Annotated in this window: 15 protein-coding genes; 13 read left to right on the top strand and 2 right to left on the bottom strand. The window is 61.8% G+C overall.

All coding sequences use genetic code 11. The features are described 5' to 3' along the window. Positions 1 to 443: 443 nt before the first annotated feature. The 7 genes from F8N96_RS16480 to rsd all read left to right on the top strand — a co-directional run bounded on the left by F8N96_RS16480 (position 444) and on the right by rsd (position 7,001). Positions 444 to 1,190 (top strand): LytR/AlgR family response regulator transcription factor, encoded by a 747-nt coding sequence (locus F8N96_RS16480; RefSeq protein WP_128872557.1) that lies wholly within the window; start codon positions 444 to 446, stop codon positions 1,188 to 1,190. Between the two features lie 141 nt (positions 1,191 to 1,331). Next, positions 1,332 to 2,273 carry a hydroxymethylbilane synthase gene (hemC, locus tag F8N96_RS16475; protein WP_150798689.1) on the top strand — a complete coding sequence of 314 codons (942 nt, stop codon included), beginning with the start codon at positions 1,332 to 1,334 and terminating at the stop codon, positions 2,271 to 2,273. Then, entirely contained in the window at positions 2,270 to 3,037 is a 768-nt protein-coding gene (locus F8N96_RS16470; protein WP_150798688.1) for a uroporphyrinogen-III synthase, read from the top strand. Before hemC ends, F8N96_RS16470 begins: the two co-directional genes overlap by 4 nt. 16 nt (positions 3,038 to 3,053) lie before the next feature. Next, positions 3,054 to 4,196 carry a uroporphyrinogen-III C-methyltransferase gene (locus F8N96_RS16465; protein WP_150798687.1) on the top strand — a complete coding sequence of 381 codons (1,143 nt, stop codon included), beginning with the start codon at positions 3,054 to 3,056 and terminating at the stop codon, positions 4,194 to 4,196. Beyond that, positions 4,193 to 5,431 (top strand): heme biosynthesis protein HemY, encoded by a 1,239-nt coding sequence (locus F8N96_RS16460; RefSeq protein WP_150798686.1) that lies wholly within the window; start codon positions 4,193 to 4,195, stop codon positions 5,429 to 5,431. Before F8N96_RS16465 ends, F8N96_RS16460 begins: the two co-directional genes overlap by 4 nt. A gap of 381 nt (positions 5,432 to 5,812) precedes the next feature. After that, positions 5,813 to 6,364, top strand: a complete 552-nt coding sequence (locus F8N96_RS16455) for a disulfide bond formation protein B (RefSeq protein WP_150798685.1) — start codon at positions 5,813 to 5,815, stop codon at positions 6,362 to 6,364. A 178-nt stretch (positions 6,365 to 6,542) separates the two neighbouring features. Then, positions 6,543 to 7,001, top strand: coding sequence for a sigma D regulator (gene rsd, locus F8N96_RS16450; RefSeq protein ID WP_150798684.1), 459 nt, complete (start codon positions 6,543 to 6,545; stop codon positions 6,999 to 7,001). 78 nt (positions 7,002 to 7,079) lie between these two features. On the opposite strand, the gene F8N96_RS16445 is transcribed toward rsd, so the two are convergent. Further along, entirely contained in the window at positions 7,080 to 7,745 is a 666-nt protein-coding gene (locus tag F8N96_RS16445) for an FKBP-type peptidyl-prolyl cis-trans isomerase (protein ID WP_150798683.1), read from the bottom strand. A gap of 192 nt (positions 7,746 to 7,937) precedes the next feature. Between F8N96_RS16445 and F8N96_RS16440 the strand changes: the two genes are divergently transcribed. Then, positions 7,938 to 9,050, top strand: coding sequence for an AlgP family protein (locus F8N96_RS16440; RefSeq protein ID WP_150798682.1), 1,113 nt, complete (start codon positions 7,938 to 7,940; stop codon positions 9,048 to 9,050). Here F8N96_RS16440 and F8N96_RS16435 read toward each other — a convergent pair. Beyond that, positions 9,047 to 9,511, bottom strand: coding sequence for a TIGR02444 family protein (locus F8N96_RS16435; RefSeq protein WP_150798681.1), 465 nt, complete (start codon positions 9,509 to 9,511; stop codon positions 9,047 to 9,049). The two genes, F8N96_RS16440 and F8N96_RS16435, sit on opposite strands and share 4 nt — an antisense overlap. Positions 9,512 to 9,561: 50 nt before the next feature. Here F8N96_RS16435 and F8N96_RS16430 point away from each other — a divergent pair, with 50 nt between their 5' ends. The 5 genes from F8N96_RS16430 to F8N96_RS16410 all read left to right on the top strand — a co-directional run bounded on the left by F8N96_RS16430 (position 9,562) and on the right by F8N96_RS16410 (position 15,596). Beyond that, positions 9,562 to 11,472: an ATP-binding cassette domain-containing protein gene (locus F8N96_RS16430; protein ID WP_150798680.1), complete on the top strand. Its 1,911-nt coding sequence runs from the start codon at positions 9,562 to 9,564 to the stop codon at positions 11,470 to 11,472. Continuing rightward, entirely contained in the window at positions 11,472 to 12,053 is a 582-nt protein-coding gene (locus tag F8N96_RS16425; RefSeq protein ID WP_150798679.1) for a mechanosensitive ion channel family protein, read from the top strand. The genes F8N96_RS16430 and F8N96_RS16425 overlap by 1 nt, the downstream gene beginning before the upstream one ends. Positions 12,054 to 12,252: 199 nt before the next feature. After that, a complete protein-coding gene (gene rhtB, locus F8N96_RS16420; RefSeq protein WP_150747929.1) occupies positions 12,253 to 12,885 on the top strand; it encodes a homoserine/homoserine lactone efflux protein in 633 nt (210 codons plus the stop codon). 230 nt (positions 12,886 to 13,115) lie between these two features. Beyond that, positions 13,116 to 15,014: a cytochrome c/FTR1 family iron permease gene (locus F8N96_RS16415; RefSeq protein ID WP_150798678.1), complete on the top strand. Its 1,899-nt coding sequence runs from the start codon at positions 13,116 to 13,118 to the stop codon at positions 15,012 to 15,014. A 126-nt stretch (positions 15,015 to 15,140) separates the two neighbouring features. Then, complete coding sequence (locus F8N96_RS16410) at positions 15,141 to 15,596, top strand: YaiI/YqxD family protein (RefSeq protein ID WP_150798677.1); 456 nt, start codon at positions 15,141 to 15,143, stop codon at positions 15,594 to 15,596. The last annotated feature ends 63 nt before the right edge of the window (positions 15,597 to 15,659 follow it).

Genomic DNA, 15,659 nt, shown 5'->3' with positions numbered 1-15,659 from the left:
GCTGAAGAAAGATGGCGTTGAAAGCTGCCGCGGATAATAACAGGGTTGCCAATCCTGTCGCTGACACTGGTCGACAGGTTTCTTTCCTGACGCGTCAGCCCATACTCAAAGCTGGCCACGCGGAAATTGCGCAACGATATTTTTCAATTGAGCAATATCGTCCCGGCAACCGTCTACAGTTGGACAGTAGGATCAGCGCACTTCCGGGCGCTGCAGCTGCCTATAAAAAGAGGGGTGTTCATATTGTGTATCAGAAAACCCCGTGGCGATGCCTCGCCAGTGCGGGCCCGGACCGCCAAACGCACGCCAGATGAAAATTTAGTCGTCCGACCGGCGGCACTTTTTGGCCCTCGCGCTAGTCTTAGCGTGGATCGCGGTGACGGACGTCACTTCACCTGTCTACGCTATCCTTGTGCGAGACTCACGCAGGAATCCAGCGCAATATGAATGTCCTGATCGTTGATGACGAACCCCTGGCCCGCGAGCGCCTGAGCCGAATGGTCGGCGAACTCGAGGGATACAGTGTCCTGGAGCCCAGCGCCACGAACGGCGAAGAGGCGTTGGCACTGATCGACAGCCACAAACCGGATATCGTGTTGCTCGATATCCGCATGCCGGGCCTCGATGGCCTGCAAGTGGCTGCACGATTGTGCGAACGCGAAACCCCGCCAGCCGTGGTGTTCTGCACAGGGCCCGATGAATTTGCCGTGGAAGCCTTACAGGCAAGCGCCGTAGGCTATCTGGTGAAACCTGTGCGTACAGAACAGTTACATGAAGCGTTAAAGAAAGCCGAGCGACCCAATCGTGTCCAGCTCGCCGCCCTGACCCGCCCGGCTGCCGAGAGTGGCAGCGGCCCCCGCAGTCATATCAGCGCCCGTACCCGCAAAGGGATCGAACTGATCCCGCTGGGTCAGGTGGTCTACTTTATTGCCGATCATAAATACGTGACCTTGCGCCATGAAGGCGGCGAGGTGCTGCTGGATGAGCCACTCAAGGCCCTCGAAGATGAATTCGGCGACCGTTTCGTGCGCATCCACCGCAATGCGCTGGTCGCCCGCGAGCGTATCGAACGCCTGCAACGCACGCCCCTGGGACATTTTCAGCTGTTCCTCAAAGGCTTGAACGGTGACGCGCTGATCGTCAGCCGCCGCCATGTGGCGGGCGTTCGCAAAATGATGCAACAGCTTTAATTCGCCATCCCAGGCGAACTTCACACCCGATTGCCGGACATCCGGGGCCAGGGAGGGCAGGCATTACCTGATACAAGTCAAAGTGGATTTGGCTGAGCTGTTATTATCCGCCGTATCTATTCAGTACGGATTGATTGACCCATGTCCTCTCGCGAAATCCGCATCGCCACCCGCAAAAGCGCGCTTGCCCTGTGGCAGGCCGAATACGTCAAGGCCCGTCTGGAAGAGGCGCATCCCGGCCTGCTCGTGACCTTGGTTCCCATGGTCAGTCGTGGCGATAAACTGCTTGACTCGCCCTTATCGAAAATCGGCGGCAAGGGCCTGTTCGTCAAGGAACTGGAAACCGCGCTGCTGGAAAACGAAGCCGACATCGCCGTGCACTCCATGAAGGACGTGCCGATGGACTTCCCCAAAGGCCTCGGTCTGTTCTGCATCTGCGAACGCGAAGACCCGCGCGATGCATTCGTCTCCAATACTTACGCGAGCCTGGATGAGTTGCCCCAAGGCAGCATTGTCGGCACCTCCAGCCTGCGCCGCCAGGCCCAGTTGCTGACCCGTCGCCCGGACCTGGAAATCCGCTTCCTGCGCGGCAACGTCAACACCCGGCTGGCCAAGCTCGATGCCGGCGAATACGACGCCATCATCCTGGCCGCCGCCGGCCTGATTCGGCTCGGCTTTGAAGATCGCATCACCTCGGCCATCAGCGTCGACGACAGTCTGCCGGCCGGTGGCCAGGGCGCAGTGGGGATCGAATGCCGCAGCGCCGACAGCGACATCCACGCCTTGCTGGCGCCGCTGCACCACCAGGACACTGCCACCCGCGTCACCGCCGAACGTGCCCTCAACAAGCACCTCAATGGCGGCTGCCAGGTGCCGATCGCCTGTTACGCCATACTTGAAGGCGAGCAGCTCTGGTTGCGTGGCCTGGTGGGCGATCCGAGCGGCGGCCTGCTGCTCAGTGCGCAAGCCCGTGCGCCACGCGGTGATGCCGAAGCCTTGGGCGTGCAAGTAGCCGAAGACCTGCTGAACCAGGGCGCCAACGACATCCTGAAAGCGGTCTACGGCGAGGCAGGTCACGAGTGACCGGCTGGCGCCTGTTGCTGACGCGTCCCTCGGATGAGTCTGCGGCGCTAAGCAATGCTTTGGCGCAAGTGGGGATTTTCAGCAGCAGCTTGCCGCTTTTGGAGATCGAATCGATTCCTGTCTCTGACACAATGCGTGCAGTGATTCAGGACCTGGAGCGCTATTGCGCGGTGATCGTGGTCAGCAAGCCGGCCGCCAGAATGGCGGTGGACATGCTCGGCCAGTATTGGCCGCAACCCCCGTGCCTGCAGTGGTTCAGTGTGGGCGCGGCGACCGCGCAGATCTTCGAGGCTCACGGGGTGGACGTCAGCTTTCCGGTCGAAGGCGATGACAGCGAAGCCTTGCTTGAACTCCCCCGGCTGCGCGAGGCTGTCGCACGGGCCGATCCCCGGGTGTTGATCATGCGCGGGGAGGGCGGGCGCGAGCTGCTGGCTGAGCGTTTGCGCGAGCTAGGTGCTAGTGTCGACTACCTGGAGTTGTACCGGCGAAAACTGCCGAACTATCCGCCTGCGACGCTGCCTCGGCGGATCCGGGCGGAACGCTTGAACGGGCTGGTGGTCAGCAGTGGACAAGGTTTTGAGCACCTGCGGCAATTGGCCGGCGATGCCTGGCCGCCATTGGCGCGGTTGCCGTTGTTTGTTCCAAGCCCCAGGGTTGCCGAGTTGGCACGTGCCGCCGGGGCCGAAAAAGTTGTGGATTGTCGTGGCGCCAGTGCCGCGGCTTTGCTGACGGCGTTACGGGAGTATCCCGAACCCGTTCTCTAATGCAAAGGATGGATACGTGAGCGAAACAGCCTTGCCTAAAGATGATGTCCAGCCAGTGCTCGATGCACCGGTTGAAACGCCTCCACCTGCTCAAGAACAGCGCCGAGGCAATGGGCTGGCCATAGTCGCCCTGCTGCTGGGCGCCGCCGGCGTTGCCGTAGGGGGCTGGGGCGTCTGGCAGGTGCGTCACCTGCAAGCCAATAACCAGCAGCAACTGAATCAGGTGCAGGCATTGAACGATCAGGCGCAGAGCCTGAAGCTCAATGAGCAGCGCCTGACGGCGCGCCTCGAACAACTGCCCGCCGCCGACGAGCTTGAAGCACGCAGTCGTCTGGTGGTCCAGCTCCAGGGCGATCAGCAACGCCTGAACCAGCGACTGGAAACTGTCCTCGGCGCCAGCCGCAAGGATTGGCGCCTGGCCGAAGCCGAGCATTTGTTGCGTCTGGCCAGCCTGCGTCTTTCCGCGTTGCAGGACATCAGCAGCGCCCAGGCCCTGGTGCAGGGTGCCGACGAAATTCTGCGCGAACAGAACGACCCGGGTTCCTTTGCCGCTCGCGAGCAGGTCGCCAAAACCCTGGTGGCGTTGCGCAGCACTGAGCAACCGGACCGCACCGGGCTGTTCCTGCGCCTGGGAGCGCTGCGCGATCAGGTGATCAACCTCACCGAACTGGCGCCCGAGTACAAGGACCGTGGCGAATCCTTGCTGGGGTTGACCGCCGATGGCGACGGCGCCAGTCGCTGGGCGCAATGGTGGGATCAGATCTCGCGCTACATCCGCATCGATTTCAATGCCGACAAGAATGTTCGTCCGCTACTGGCCGGGCAAAGCCTGAGTCAGGTGCGCCTGGCGCTGAGCCTGGCCCTGGAGCAGGCGCAGTGGGCCGCACTCAATGGCCAGGCCGCCGTTTACACCCAGGCGATGGCCGAGGCGCGGGATGTGCTCAAGGGCAACTTCAACCCGGACAACCCTCAGAGCAAAGTGATGCTTGAGCAGGTGGGGGAGCTGAGCCAGCAGCCGGTCAGCGTGGTCACGCCGGATCTGACCGCAACGCTGAGCGCGGTCCAGGGTTATCTGGAGCGGCGTAATGTCAACGCCGAGGATTCGGTCAAGCCGATGGCCAAACCTGCCGCGCGCACCGAGCCGGAGGCCACGCCATGAAACGCCTCTATGTGATCGTGTTCCTGGTCATCGCCGCAGCCGCTGCACTGGGGCTGGCGATTGCCGAGCATTCCGGCTACGTGCTGATCGCCTACAAGAGCTTTCGCTTTGAATCGAGCCTGTGGGCGACCCTGGCCCTGGTCGCCGTGCTCTGGCTGGTAGGCTGGGGGATCAAGGCGTTGGTCGAATTGGTGATGACCTCCAGCGGCGTGGTCAATCCCTGGTCGCGGCGCAATCGCAGTCGCCGGGTGCAAGTGGCGATCGAACACGGTCAGCTGGATCTGGCCGAGGGGCGCTGGGCCAGTGCGCAGCGTCATCTGCATCGGGCCGCCGAAGCCGAGCGCCAACCGCTGCTGTACTACCTTGGCGCTGCCCGTGCCGCGAACGAACAAGGTCATTACGAGGAAAGCGACAGGCTGCTGGAGCGCGCCCTCGAACGACAGCCTCAGGCCGAGCTGGCCATCGCCTTGAGTCACGCTCAACTGCAGACTGATCGCGGGGACACCGACGGCGCCCTGGTGACCCTGGAAGCCATGCACGAGCGTCATCCGCGTAACGCCCAGACCTTGCGTCAGTTGCAGCGCCTGCATCAACAGCGCGGCGACTGGTCGGCGGTGATTCGCCTGCTGCCGGAACTGCGCAAGGACAAAGTCCTGCCACCGGCCGAGCTGGCCGAACTGGAACGCCGGGCCTGGGGGGAAAACCTGTCCCTGGCTGCGCAGCGGGAAGCGGACGGAACGGTCGGGTTGCAATCGCTCAACCGCGCCTGGCAGCAGCTCACCTCTGCCCAGCGTCAGGAGCCGCAACTGGTGCTCGCCTATGCCGAGCAACTGCGGCAACTGGGGGCCCAGGTCGAAGCCGAAGAGATCCTGCGCATAGCCCTCAAGCGCAACTACGACAGTCATCTGGCGCGCCTGTACGGGTTGGTGCGCGGCAGTGATCCGGCACGTCAGCTGCACACTGCGGAAGGCTGGCTGAAGGATCATGCGGCCGACCCGAGCCTGTTGCTGACCCTGGGGCGCCTGTGTCTGCAAAGCAGCTTGTGGGGCAAGGCCCGGGACTATCTGGAAAGCAGCCTGCGCGTGCAGCGCAATCCGGAAGCCTGCGCGGAACTGGCACGATTGCTGGCGCAACTGGGCGACACTCAGCGCAGCAATCAGCTGTTCCAGGAGGGCCTTGGCCTGTTGGATGAGCGCCTGCTGGCGGCACCGTTGCCGGTACCGGTCCACGCTTGAAACGTTCCGGGACCTGTAGGAGCTGGCTTGTCGGACCGCCGCATCGCAGCGAAGAGGCCATCACCTCCAACATTGATGTCGCCTGACACGCCGTCTTCGCCAGCAAGCCGGCTCTACCATCGTGCGGCGATGGCCGAAGAAAACCTGTGGTGAGTGAGTTCGCCACAGGCAAATTCGTATCGCAGAGTTCCCCTTTCATTGACGGATTTTTACCTTGGTCGTCCGTCGACGGAATAATCCTACAAAGGGCTACATCTGATCCTCTCAGTTCTGTCGGGAATTCCCTACACATCTGCTGAACTGTCCCTGCCGGCGTGCCTTGAAAGGCTAGCGCGCTTTACTCTACCGTAACCGCCTGTCTCCACTAGTTACGGAAAAGCCATGTCTTTGGCCTGCTCACGCTCCTTGTTTTTCATGGCTTTCATTGCAGGTGCTCTGGCCCTGGGTGTGTCCTATTACCTGGAATATGCAGTCGGCCTCCAGCCTTGCGGGTTGTGTCTGTTGCAACGGATTAGCCTGGCGCTGCTCACGGGGGTCTGTCTGATGGCTTCGGTGCATGGCCCCGGACGCTTCGGTACTTTCATGTATTGGCTGCTTGGTCTTTGCTGCAGTCTGGCAGGTACGGTCACCGCGTTGCGGCAGGTACTGCTGCAAAGCGATCCGGTGCAACGGCTTTCGAGCTGCGTTCCCAATCTGGCGGACCTGTTCGCCAACACGCCCTGGTTATTCGTGGTGCGGCAGATGTTCGAAGGAACGACCGAATGCGTGCATATTTCCTGGACATTGTTCGACCTGAGCATTCCGGAGTGGAGCCTGCTGTTCTTCGTCGCGATGATGATCCTGGGTGTTTGCCAGCTGTTGCGGCTGGTCTGGGTCGCGTGTCAGCGACCGCTCAGCGGCGAGTCGTCGCACCAGGCATTGGTGGGTGATTAAACACTTGTATGAACTTTATCTCCTGCGTACCTTGAAGCCATTGTCGCGCGGGCATAATCTGGCCCGCACGTGTCATTGGAATTATGTTGCTCGAATGACGCTCTGCCTGGCCGATATTTGATTTTCAAGTGTGCGACAGGTGTAGGGCAGCATGACCCACAAGGGAAGAGAGACCGCCATGCTCGAAAGTTGTCAGAATGCTCAGGAACGTTGGGGTGGAGTTCATCTGCTGATCGACCGCTGGTTGCAGGAGCGTCACGAACTGGTTCGAGCCTATGATGACCTCGGCGCCAAGCCTGAGGCTCTGGGTGAAAACCGCAAACCGCTACAGGAATTCTGCGGAGTGCTGGTCGACTATGTGTCCGCCGGGCATTTCGAGATCTACGAACAGCTGACGGGGGAGGCCAAGGCTTTCAACGACAAGCGCGGCCTGGAGCTGGCCGAGACGATCTATCCGCGCATCGACGTCATCACAGAGAAACTGCTCGCGTTCAACGACCTGTGTGATGCGGGCAAATGCGTCGCAGAGAAGTTCAAGGAGCTGGGTGGCCTGTTGCACGAACGCTTCGAACTGGAAGATTGCCTGATCGAAGTGCTGCACACGGCTCACAAGGAAGAGGATCCGGTTCAGGCCTGAACCCTTTTCCTGCAAGACTGCCTTGCTGCAAGGTGTTGAAAACGGTGCGCTATGCGCGCCGTTTTTCGTTTGTGCCCTTCAGCCCGTAGCGCCGCGCAATTCGACTTCGAACACCAGTGGCGTGAACGGCGCGATCAGGTCGCCAGCACCGTCGGCACCATAGGCTTGGGCCGATGGAATCACCAATCGCCACTTGGCGCCGACCGGCATGTGTTGCAATGCAGTGCGCCATCCGCTGATCACGCTGTCGAGACTGAACCATTGCGGCTGACTGTTCTGATCGAACACTGAGCCGTCGGGAAGGCGACCGACATACACCACCTGGACCTTGCCGTTCGGGCCGGCTTTTGCGCCGGTGCCCGGCGCCAGTTCCGTCAGCAATATGCCGTCTGCCAATTCGCGAACCCCGGGTCTGGCTTTTTGCTCGGCGAGAAAGCGCTGCTCTTTTTCAAGGGCGACTTCGCTTTGCGGTATCGCCGGTCGCTCGGCAACCTGGGCTTCGTGCTCGGCAAGAATCTGTTCGATCTGCTCGTCTGTCAGTGCCAGGGGTTTGCCTTGATAGGCTTGCTGCAAGCCTTCGACCAGTGCTTGAAGTTGCAAGTCGGGGACCTCTTGGCGCAAGCGTTCGCCAAGGCTTGCCCCCAGGCTGTAGGCGAGATCGCGGGCGTCGTTTTCCGTGGATTTTTCCGCGGCCTGGGCCACGGAAAAAAACACGCAAAGCGATAAAAAAAGGTAACGCGACATGGGCACTCTCCGACCTGAGATGCGGTGGATTATGCCAGTGTGAATGCGCTTCACGGTGAACTGGTTTTGCGCAAGCGCAGAACATTTTCCATCCGTTGCAACACAGCGCTTTGGATACTGTCAACATGCCCTAGCGGCGGTAGCAGCAGAGGTCTAGTATGAGCCGCACCCACGTCAGCCAGGAGGTAAATCATGTCGGCCACCAAGAAGCCTGTAAATACCCCGTTGCACCTACTCCAACAACTCTCGGGCAGCCTGCTCGAGCATCTGGAAACCGCTTGTTCCCAAGCCTTGGCTGATGCTGAAAAACTGCTCGCCAAACTGGAAAAACAACGGGGCAAAGCACAGGAAAAACTGCACAAGTCCCGTACCAAATTGCAGGACGCCGCGTCGGCCGGCAAGGCCAAGGCGCAGACCAAAGCCAAGGACGCAGTGAAGGAGCTTGAAAACCTGCTCGACGCCCTCAAAGATCGTCAATCCGAAACCCGCAGCTACATCCTGCAACTCAAGCGCGATGCTCAAGAAAGCCTGAAACTGGCCCAGGGTGTCGGTCGTGTACAAGAGGCTGTCGGCAAGGCGTTGTCCCTGCGTTCAGCCAAGCCTGCTGCAGCACCTGCCAAGAAAGCCGCTGCCAAACCGGCTGCTGCAAAAGCACCCGCCAAGCCTGCTGCGGCGCCTGTTAAAAAAACCGCCGCCAAGGCCCCGGTGAAAGTCGCAGCAAAACCTGCCGCTAAACCTGCGGCGAAAAAAGCCGTTGCTGCCAGCGCTGCGAAACCAGCGGTTAAAACCACGGCTGCAAAACCTGCTGCTACAAAACCAGCTGCTGCCAAAACAACTGCCGCTAAACCTGCTGCAAGAACCGCTGCCGCGAAACCGGGCGTGGCGAAAACCACAGCGGCCAAGCCGGCTTCAAAACCTGCTGCTAAAACTGCCGCTGCTAAAACCGCGGTCAAGCCGGCTGCAAAACCAGCTGCAAAACCAGCTGCAAAAACTGCAGCTAAACCAGCTGCCAAAACAGCTGCCGCCAAGCCAGCGACTGCCGCGAAAACTGCCGCAGCAAAACCAGCCGCTGCCAAGCCAGCTGCTGCAAAACCAGCCGCAAAACCAGCCGCCAAGCCTGCAGCCAAACCGGCCGTGAAAAAGCCGGTCGCCGCTACCAAGCCGACCCCTGCGCCCGCTGCCAAGCCAGTGACGCCGGCACCGTCTCCTTCGGCTTCGCCTGCAGCAACCACCTCGACCACCGCGCCTGCGCCAACGCCAGCCGCTTCGTCGAGCGCCAGCACCACCCCAACCAGCGCTTCCTAAGTGCCGGTTGCCGCGACGCGCAGCTGATGCAGCGCGTCGCGGTCCAGGTGGGCGGCACCTGCCGTCACACCTTCCAGCCAGGCCGCTAGATCGGTCGCCTCACACTGCGGCCAACTGTGCGCCGATCGCTCCAGCCGCAATAACAGATGTCGCTCGGCTTTGAGCTCCAGTGCCTTCACCTGTTCGCGCAAACTATCAAGTTCGCTGTCCTGCGCCGCAGCGGATTTCCATTGCGTGCGCAATGCCCGCAGCGGCTGTACCACATCGGTTTCCCAGGGTTCGGCCAGGTTGCGAAGAGCCTGCAATCGTTGCTCGTTACAGGCGACTCCCCGCCGTCCCAGCCACAGTCCACAGAGCAGCAGGCACACATTGGCGCCCGTCGACTGCAATTTCAGGCACGCGGCTTCGACGCCGGGACGGGCGTAAGTGCCAAGGGAAAAGCTCCACAGGTCAGGGGACATCGTGCTACTCGCGCCAGTTGCGAGCGAAGCTGGTAGACTCCGCCGCCATTATGATCCGACTTCAGAACCTGACTTTACAGCGTGGCCCGCAACGTCTGCTAGAAGACGCCGAGCTGACCCTGCACGCCGGCCACAAAGCCGGCCTCATCGGTGCCAACGGCGCCGGCAAATCGAGCCTGTTCGCCTTGCTCCTGGGTGACCTGCACCCGGACTCGGGTGATTGCTTGCTGCCGGCGGACTGGCGCATCGCCCACATGCGCCAGGAGATCGACACCCTCGATCGGATCGCGGTCGACTACGTGCTCGATGGCGACCTGCGCCTGCGCGAGGTGCAACGCGACCTCGCCGCCGCCGAAGCGGCCCATGACGGTGCCGCTCAGGCCCGCCTGCACGCCGAGCTCGACAGTGCCGACGGTTACACCGCCGATGCCCGGGCGCGCAAGCTGCTGGCCGGTTTGGGGTTCACCAACGATCAGATGGATCGGCAGGTAGGAAGTTTCTCCGGTGGCTGGCGGATGCGTCTGAATCTGGCGCAGGCTTTGATGTGTCCCTCGGATCTGTTGCTGCTCGACGAACCAACCAACCACTTGGACCTCGACGCCATCATCTGGCTCGAAGAATGGCTGAAAAGCTACCCCGGCACCTTGATGCTGATTTCCCACGACCGCGACTTCCTCGATGCCGTGGTCGATCACGTGGCGCACGTCGATCAACGCAAGATCACCCTGTACCGCGGTGGTTATACCGCGTTCGAACGCGCCCGTGCCGAGCGCCTGGCCCAGCAACAGCAGGCCTACGAGAAGCAGCAGGCTCAACGTGCGCACATGGAAAGCTACATCGCCCGCTTCAAGGCCCAGGCCACCAAGGCCCGTCAGGCCCAGAGCCGGATCAAGGCACTGGAGCGGATGGAAGAGTTGTCCGCCGCCCACGTTGATTCGCCGTTCGACTTTGTCTTTCGCGAGTCGACGAAGATCTCCAGTCCGTTGATCGACCTGTCCGACGCCCGTTTGGGTTACGGCGACAAAACCGTGCTGGAGAAGGTCAAGCTGCAACTGACCCCTGGCGCGCGAATCGGGTTGCTCGGCCCCAACGGTGCAGGTAAATCGACCCTGATCAAAAACCTCTCCGGTGAACTCGAGCCCCTGGCCGGTCGCCTGACCCGCGGCGAGAACACCGTGGTCGGTTACTTCGCCCAACACCAGTTGGACTCCCTGGATTCCAAGGCCAGCCCGTTGCTGCACCTGCAGCGCCTGGCGCCCACCGAGCGCGAGCAGACCCTGCGTGATTTCCTCGGCGGTTTCGACTTCCGTGGCGCGCGGATCGACGAGCCGGTGCTGAATTTCTCCGGTGGCGAGAAGGCCCGCCTGGCCTTGGCGTTGATCGCCTGGGGCCGGCCGAACCTGTTGCTGCTCGACGAACCGACCAACCACCTGGACCTGGAAATGCGCCTGGCGCTGACCATGGCGCTGCAGGAGTTCACCGGTGCGGTACTGGTGGTCTCCCACGATCGTCATCTGCTTAAAAGCACCACCGACAATTTCTACCTGGTGGCCGACGGCAAGGTCGAGGAATTCGACGGCGATCTCGAGGACTACACCCGGTGGCTGGTGGAGTACCGTCAGCGCAATGCCCCGGTCAGTAATACCCCGGTCAACCCGGACAAGACCGACAAGAAAGCCCAGCGCCAGGCCGCAGCGGCGCTGCGTCAGCAACTGGCTCCGCACAAGCGCGAGGCGGACAAGCTCGAAGCCGAGCTGGGCAAGCTGCACGAAAAACTGGCGAAGATCGATGCCAGCCTCGGCGACAGCGACATCTACGAACCGGCGCGCAAGAACGATTTGCGTGATCTGCTGGCTGAACAGGCCAAGCTGAAGGTACGTGAAGCCGAACTGGAAGAAGCCTGGATGGAAGCCCTGGAATTGCTCGAAAACATGCAGGCGGAGCTGGAGGCGCTGTCTTGATGGAGGCTTTCAAGCTGCCGCTGTCAGCCATGTGGATCGAGCCGCTCTGGCTGTTCGGGCAAATCCTGCTGATTCTGTTGGCGGGGTACGTCGCCCAGCGCTTCGTGGCCAAGTGCCTGACCCGCCTGGGCGAGCGCTATCCATTGCCGCCGCAGCTGCTGATGCCGCTGCGCGGCGGTCTGCGCTGGCTGATCATGGGCAGTGCGCTGATCTTCGTCCTAGAGCGCCTCGGGGTGTCGGCCACGGTGCTCTGGACGGCGTTGTCCGGCTTTGTCGCGGTGGCGGCGGTGGCGTTCTTCGCCATGTGGAGCGTGCTCTCCAACCTGCTCTGCGCCATTCTGATCTTTACCGTCGGCCCATTTCGTATTGGTGATGTGGTCGAGTTGGTCGACACCACCGACAAGCTCGGGGTCAAGGGGCGGGTGGTGGCGATCAATCTGCTCTACACCACGCTGATCGAAGCCGAGGAGCTCGGCACTGGCAGTGCCATGGTGCAAGTGCCCAACAGCTTGTTCTTCCAGCGTTCGGTTCGGCGCTGGCGGGGTAGTGATGTATTCCCTTCGAATGGGTTCGAGAAATAGGTTTTCCGTCGCCTGACTCTCCGCCTTCGCCGGCAAGCCGGTCTCGCTCCCACAGTCAGTAGGAGCGAGCCTGCTCGCGAAGGGCCCTACCGGCGCAAACGCTGGTCGGCACCCGCAACATCCTGCAAAAAATCGATAGTCACCAGCCCAAAGCCGCATTAGCTTAGACATCTGTCACAAGTCCGAGTCGAGGTGTGCAATGGAGCTTCAAACATGGCTGGCGTTTTTTGCCGCCTGCTGGGTGATCAGCCTGTCTCCCGGTGCCGGCGCCATTGCGTCGATGTCCAGCGGCCTGCAATACGGTTTCTGGCGCGGATACTGGAACGCCCTGGGCCTGCAATTGGGCCTGGCGGTGCAGATCGCGATTGTCGGCGCCGGTGTGGGCGCCATTCTCACCGCTTCGGCCACGGCCTTCTACGCGATCAAATGGTTCGGCGTGGCCTATCTGGTTTTCCTCGCGATCAAGCAATGGCGAGCGCTGCCCAGCGACATGAGCGATGACGCGGCCGTGCGGCAGATTGGCAAGCCGATGGCCCTGGTGTTCCGTGGTTTTCTGGTGAACATCAGCAACCCCAAGGCGCTGGTGTTCATGCTGGCGGTGTTGCCGCAGTTCATCGACCCTCACGCACCGCTGCTGGCTCAATACCTGATCATCGGTGTGACCATGGTCTTTGTGGACCTGATTGTCATGGCCGGTTACACCGGGCTGGCGTCCAAGGTGCTGCGGATGCTGCGTACGCCCAAACAGCAAAGACGTATGAACCGCACCTTTGCCGGCCTGTTCATTGGCGCGGCGGCGTTCATGGCGACGCTGCGCAAAGTGGCCGTCTGAATTCTGTCGGCCACACAAACCCGACCTTCAATTTAATACCCTGTAGGAGCGAGCTTGCTCGCGATGGTCTCAAGGGCAACGCGTCTATTCAGAATAAACGCGTCACCGTTGACGTCCATCGCGAGCAAGCTCGCTCCTACATAGGATCTCGATATCAGCGAACAAAGCTTGAGTGAATGTCATTCGAAGTGAACAATGTGTAACTTCGTATTTCCATTTGAGATTCATTCATGACTGCCCCGTCCCGACTCCTGGCCTGGCTGGTATTTGCCCTGGCTGCCTTGTGCAGTTCTCAGCTGCTGGCCGACACCGTGGAAGGCGCGCCACAAGCGCTGCATTTGCTCGATTACATTGGCGCGGACTACCCGCAAACCGTGCAAGCGGGCAAGGTCATCGACGAGTCCGAATACCGCGAGCAACTGGAATTCATCCAGGTGTTGCAAGGCTTGATCGTTGCGCTGCCGGCCAAGCCGGAGAAGGCCGGGCTTGAGCAGGGCGTCAGCACGCTGCGTAGCGCCATCGTGGCGCGTCAGGGCGGGGCGGACGTCGCCCGCGAGGCACGGCAACTCGGCGCGAAGCTGGCAGTAGCCTATGAAGTCAGCCAGGCTCCGATCATCACCCCGGACCCGACTCGCGGAGCGCCGCTTTACGCCCAGCACTGTTCGGTCTGCCATGGCGATACGGGGGCCGGTGATGGCCCAGCGGGCGTCGGCCTGACACCGCCACCGGCCAATCTGCGTGACGCGGCGCGCCTGGACCACCTGAGCCTCTACGCGATCTACAACACCTTGGGCCTGGGTGTCGAAGGCACCGATATGCCAGCCTTCGCCGATCAGCTGGATGATCGCCAGCGTTGGGACCTGGCGACCTATATCGCCAGTTTCAGTGCCGATCCGGCTGCCGCCCAAGGTGCGAAGGCCTACAACATCGCGGATCTGGCGCGTCAGACGCCGGCAGAAGTGCAGGCCGTCGACGGCCCGCAAGCCGCGGCGACGTTCCGTGCGCAGCGCGCTCAACCGCCGCAGGTCAAGCGCGGCCCGGCGCAATTGCTCGACTACACCGCCGAGACCCTGGACAAGAGCCTCGCGGCTTATCGGGCCGGCGATCGCGATCAGGCCTATGACCTGTCGGTGGCGGCCTACCTGGAAGGTTTCGAGCTGGTCGAAAGCTCCCTGGACAACGTCGACGCCAACGTGCGCAAAGACACCGAAAAATCCCTGATGGCGTACCGTCAATCATTGCAGGACGGGCTGCCCGTGGCCCAGGCCCAGCTGCGCCTGGACGCGGCCAAGGCCAAGTTGCAGGAAGCCGCCGGCCTGTTGGGCGGCGATGGTTTGAGCTGGTCCCTGAGTTATATCTCCGGCTTGCTGATTTTGCTGCGTGAAGGACTGGAAGCGATTCTGGTGCTGGCGGCGATCCTGGCGTTCCTGCGCAATACCGGCCAGCAATCGGCGGTGCGCAGCGTCAACGTCGGCTGGGGCCTGGCCTTGTTGGCCGGCCTCGGGACCTGGGCGCTGGCGGCGTACGTGATCGACGTCAGCGGCTCGCAACGGGAGTTGCTCGAAGGTGCGACGGCGCTGTTTGCCAGCGTCATGGTGCTCTGGCTCGGCGTGTGGATGCACGACCGTCGCCATGCAGCGGCCTGGCAGGACTACATCAAGAGCAGCCTGGTGGGCGGTGGCGGGCGTTTCGGGTTTGCGACCCTGGCGTTCTTCTCGGTGTATCGCGAACTGTTCGAAGTGATCCTGTTCTATGAAACCCTGTGGCTGCAAGCCGGGCCGGCAGGTCATGACGCGGTGCTGGCCGGTGGTGCGACGGCGCTGGTGTTGCTGGTCGGCCTGGCCTGGGTGATCCTGCGCGGCTCGGCGAAACTGCCGCTGTCATTGTTCTTCAGCATCAACGCCGGGCTGCTGTGCGCGCTGTCGGTGGTGTTTGCCGGGCATGGCGTGAAGGCGTTGCAGGAAGCCGGGATCTTCGGCACGCGGCCGGTGCCGTTCTTTGATTTCGACTGGCTGGGGATCCATGCGGACGCGTATTCGCTGAGTGCGCAGGTGGTGGCGATCCTGGCGATCATCGTGCTGTACAGTCGTAGCCGGATGGCAGAGAAGCGGCGGGTGTCGGTTTCTTAAACAGCATTCGCTGCGCTCACCTTCGCGGGCAAGCCTCGCTCCTACAGGATTCGCGCACCAGTTGCGGTCGCGTATAACCTGTAGGAGCGAGGCTTGCCCGCGAAGCTTTTTAGAAGAGGAACAATGATGCGTGTGTGGATCGATGCCGACGCCTGCCCCCGGGCCGCCAAGGATCTGGTGGTGAAGTTCGCCCTCAAGCGCCAGTTCGAAGTGGTGCTGGTGGCCGGGCAGCCGCAGATCAAGCCGGGCCTGGCCCTGGTGAAGCTGATCGTGGTGCCCAGTGGTCCGGATGCGGCCGACGACTACCTGGTGGAGCACGCGGTTCCAGGTGAGCTGGTGATTTGCAGCGATGTACCGCTGGCAGACCGGCTGGTGAAGAAGGGGGTTGCAGCGCTGGATCCGCGTGGCAAGGAGTTCGACGCGCAGAACATGGGCGATCGACTCGCGGTGCGCAATCTGTTCACCGATTTGCGCGAGCAGGGGCAGATGAGCGGCGGCCCGGCGCCGTTTGGCGACCGCGAGAAGCAGGCGTTTGCCAATGCGCTGGACCGGATCCTCACCCGGCTGTCCCGTTCACCATGATCGTTCCCACGCTCCGGGGCTGATCGTTCCCACGCTCCGCGTGGGAATGCCTCACCGGACGCT

Source organism: Pseudomonas fluorescens (genome assembly GCF_902497855.1).
GTDB classification, from domain to species: domain Bacteria; phylum Pseudomonadota; class Gammaproteobacteria; order Pseudomonadales; family Pseudomonadaceae; genus Aquipseudomonas; species Aquipseudomonas fluorescens_BI.
The sequence above is the reverse complement of the archived record's forward strand: the minus strand, read 5'-3'. Positions and strand labels throughout refer to the sequence as shown.

What these genes read in the sequence shown, in the direction of transcription:
- F8N96_RS16410 (WP_150798677.1), top strand. Translation starts at nt 15,141, where the DNA reads ATGCGTGTGTGGATCGATGCCGACGCCTGCCCCCGGGCCGCCAAGGAT.
- F8N96_RS16415 (WP_150798678.1), top strand. Translation starts at nt 13,116, where the DNA reads ATGACTGCCCCGTCCCGACTCCTGGCCTGGCTGGTATTTGCCCTGGCT.
- F8N96_RS16440 (WP_150798682.1), top strand. Translation starts at nt 7,938, where the DNA reads ATGTCGGCCACCAAGAAGCCTGTAAATACCCCGTTGCACCTACTCCAA.
- F8N96_RS16445 (WP_150798683.1), bottom strand. Translation starts at nt 7,745, where the DNA reads ATGTCGCGTTACCTTTTTTTATCGCTTTGCGTGTTTTTTTCCGTGGCC.
- F8N96_RS16425 (WP_150798679.1), top strand. Translation starts at nt 11,472, where the DNA reads ATGGAGGCTTTCAAGCTGCCGCTGTCAGCCATGTGGATCGAGCCGCTC.
- F8N96_RS16480 (WP_128872557.1), top strand. Translation starts at nt 444, where the DNA reads ATGAATGTCCTGATCGTTGATGACGAACCCCTGGCCCGCGAGCGCCTG.
- F8N96_RS16460 (WP_150798686.1), top strand. Translation starts at nt 4,193, where the DNA reads ATGAAACGCCTCTATGTGATCGTGTTCCTGGTCATCGCCGCAGCCGCT.
- F8N96_RS16435 (WP_150798681.1), bottom strand. Translation starts at nt 9,511, where the DNA reads ATGTCCCCTGACCTGTGGAGCTTTTCCCTTGGCACTTACGCCCGTCCC.
- F8N96_RS16430 (WP_150798680.1), top strand. Translation starts at nt 9,562, where the DNA reads ATGATCCGACTTCAGAACCTGACTTTACAGCGTGGCCCGCAACGTCTG.
- rsd (WP_150798684.1), top strand. Translation starts at nt 6,543, where the DNA reads ATGCTCGAAAGTTGTCAGAATGCTCAGGAACGTTGGGGTGGAGTTCAT.
- hemC (WP_150798689.1), top strand. Translation starts at nt 1,332, where the DNA reads ATGTCCTCTCGCGAAATCCGCATCGCCACCCGCAAAAGCGCGCTTGCC.
- F8N96_RS16455 (WP_150798685.1), top strand. Translation starts at nt 5,813, where the DNA reads ATGTCTTTGGCCTGCTCACGCTCCTTGTTTTTCATGGCTTTCATTGCA.
- rhtB (WP_150747929.1), top strand. Translation starts at nt 12,253, where the DNA reads ATGGAGCTTCAAACATGGCTGGCGTTTTTTGCCGCCTGCTGGGTGATC.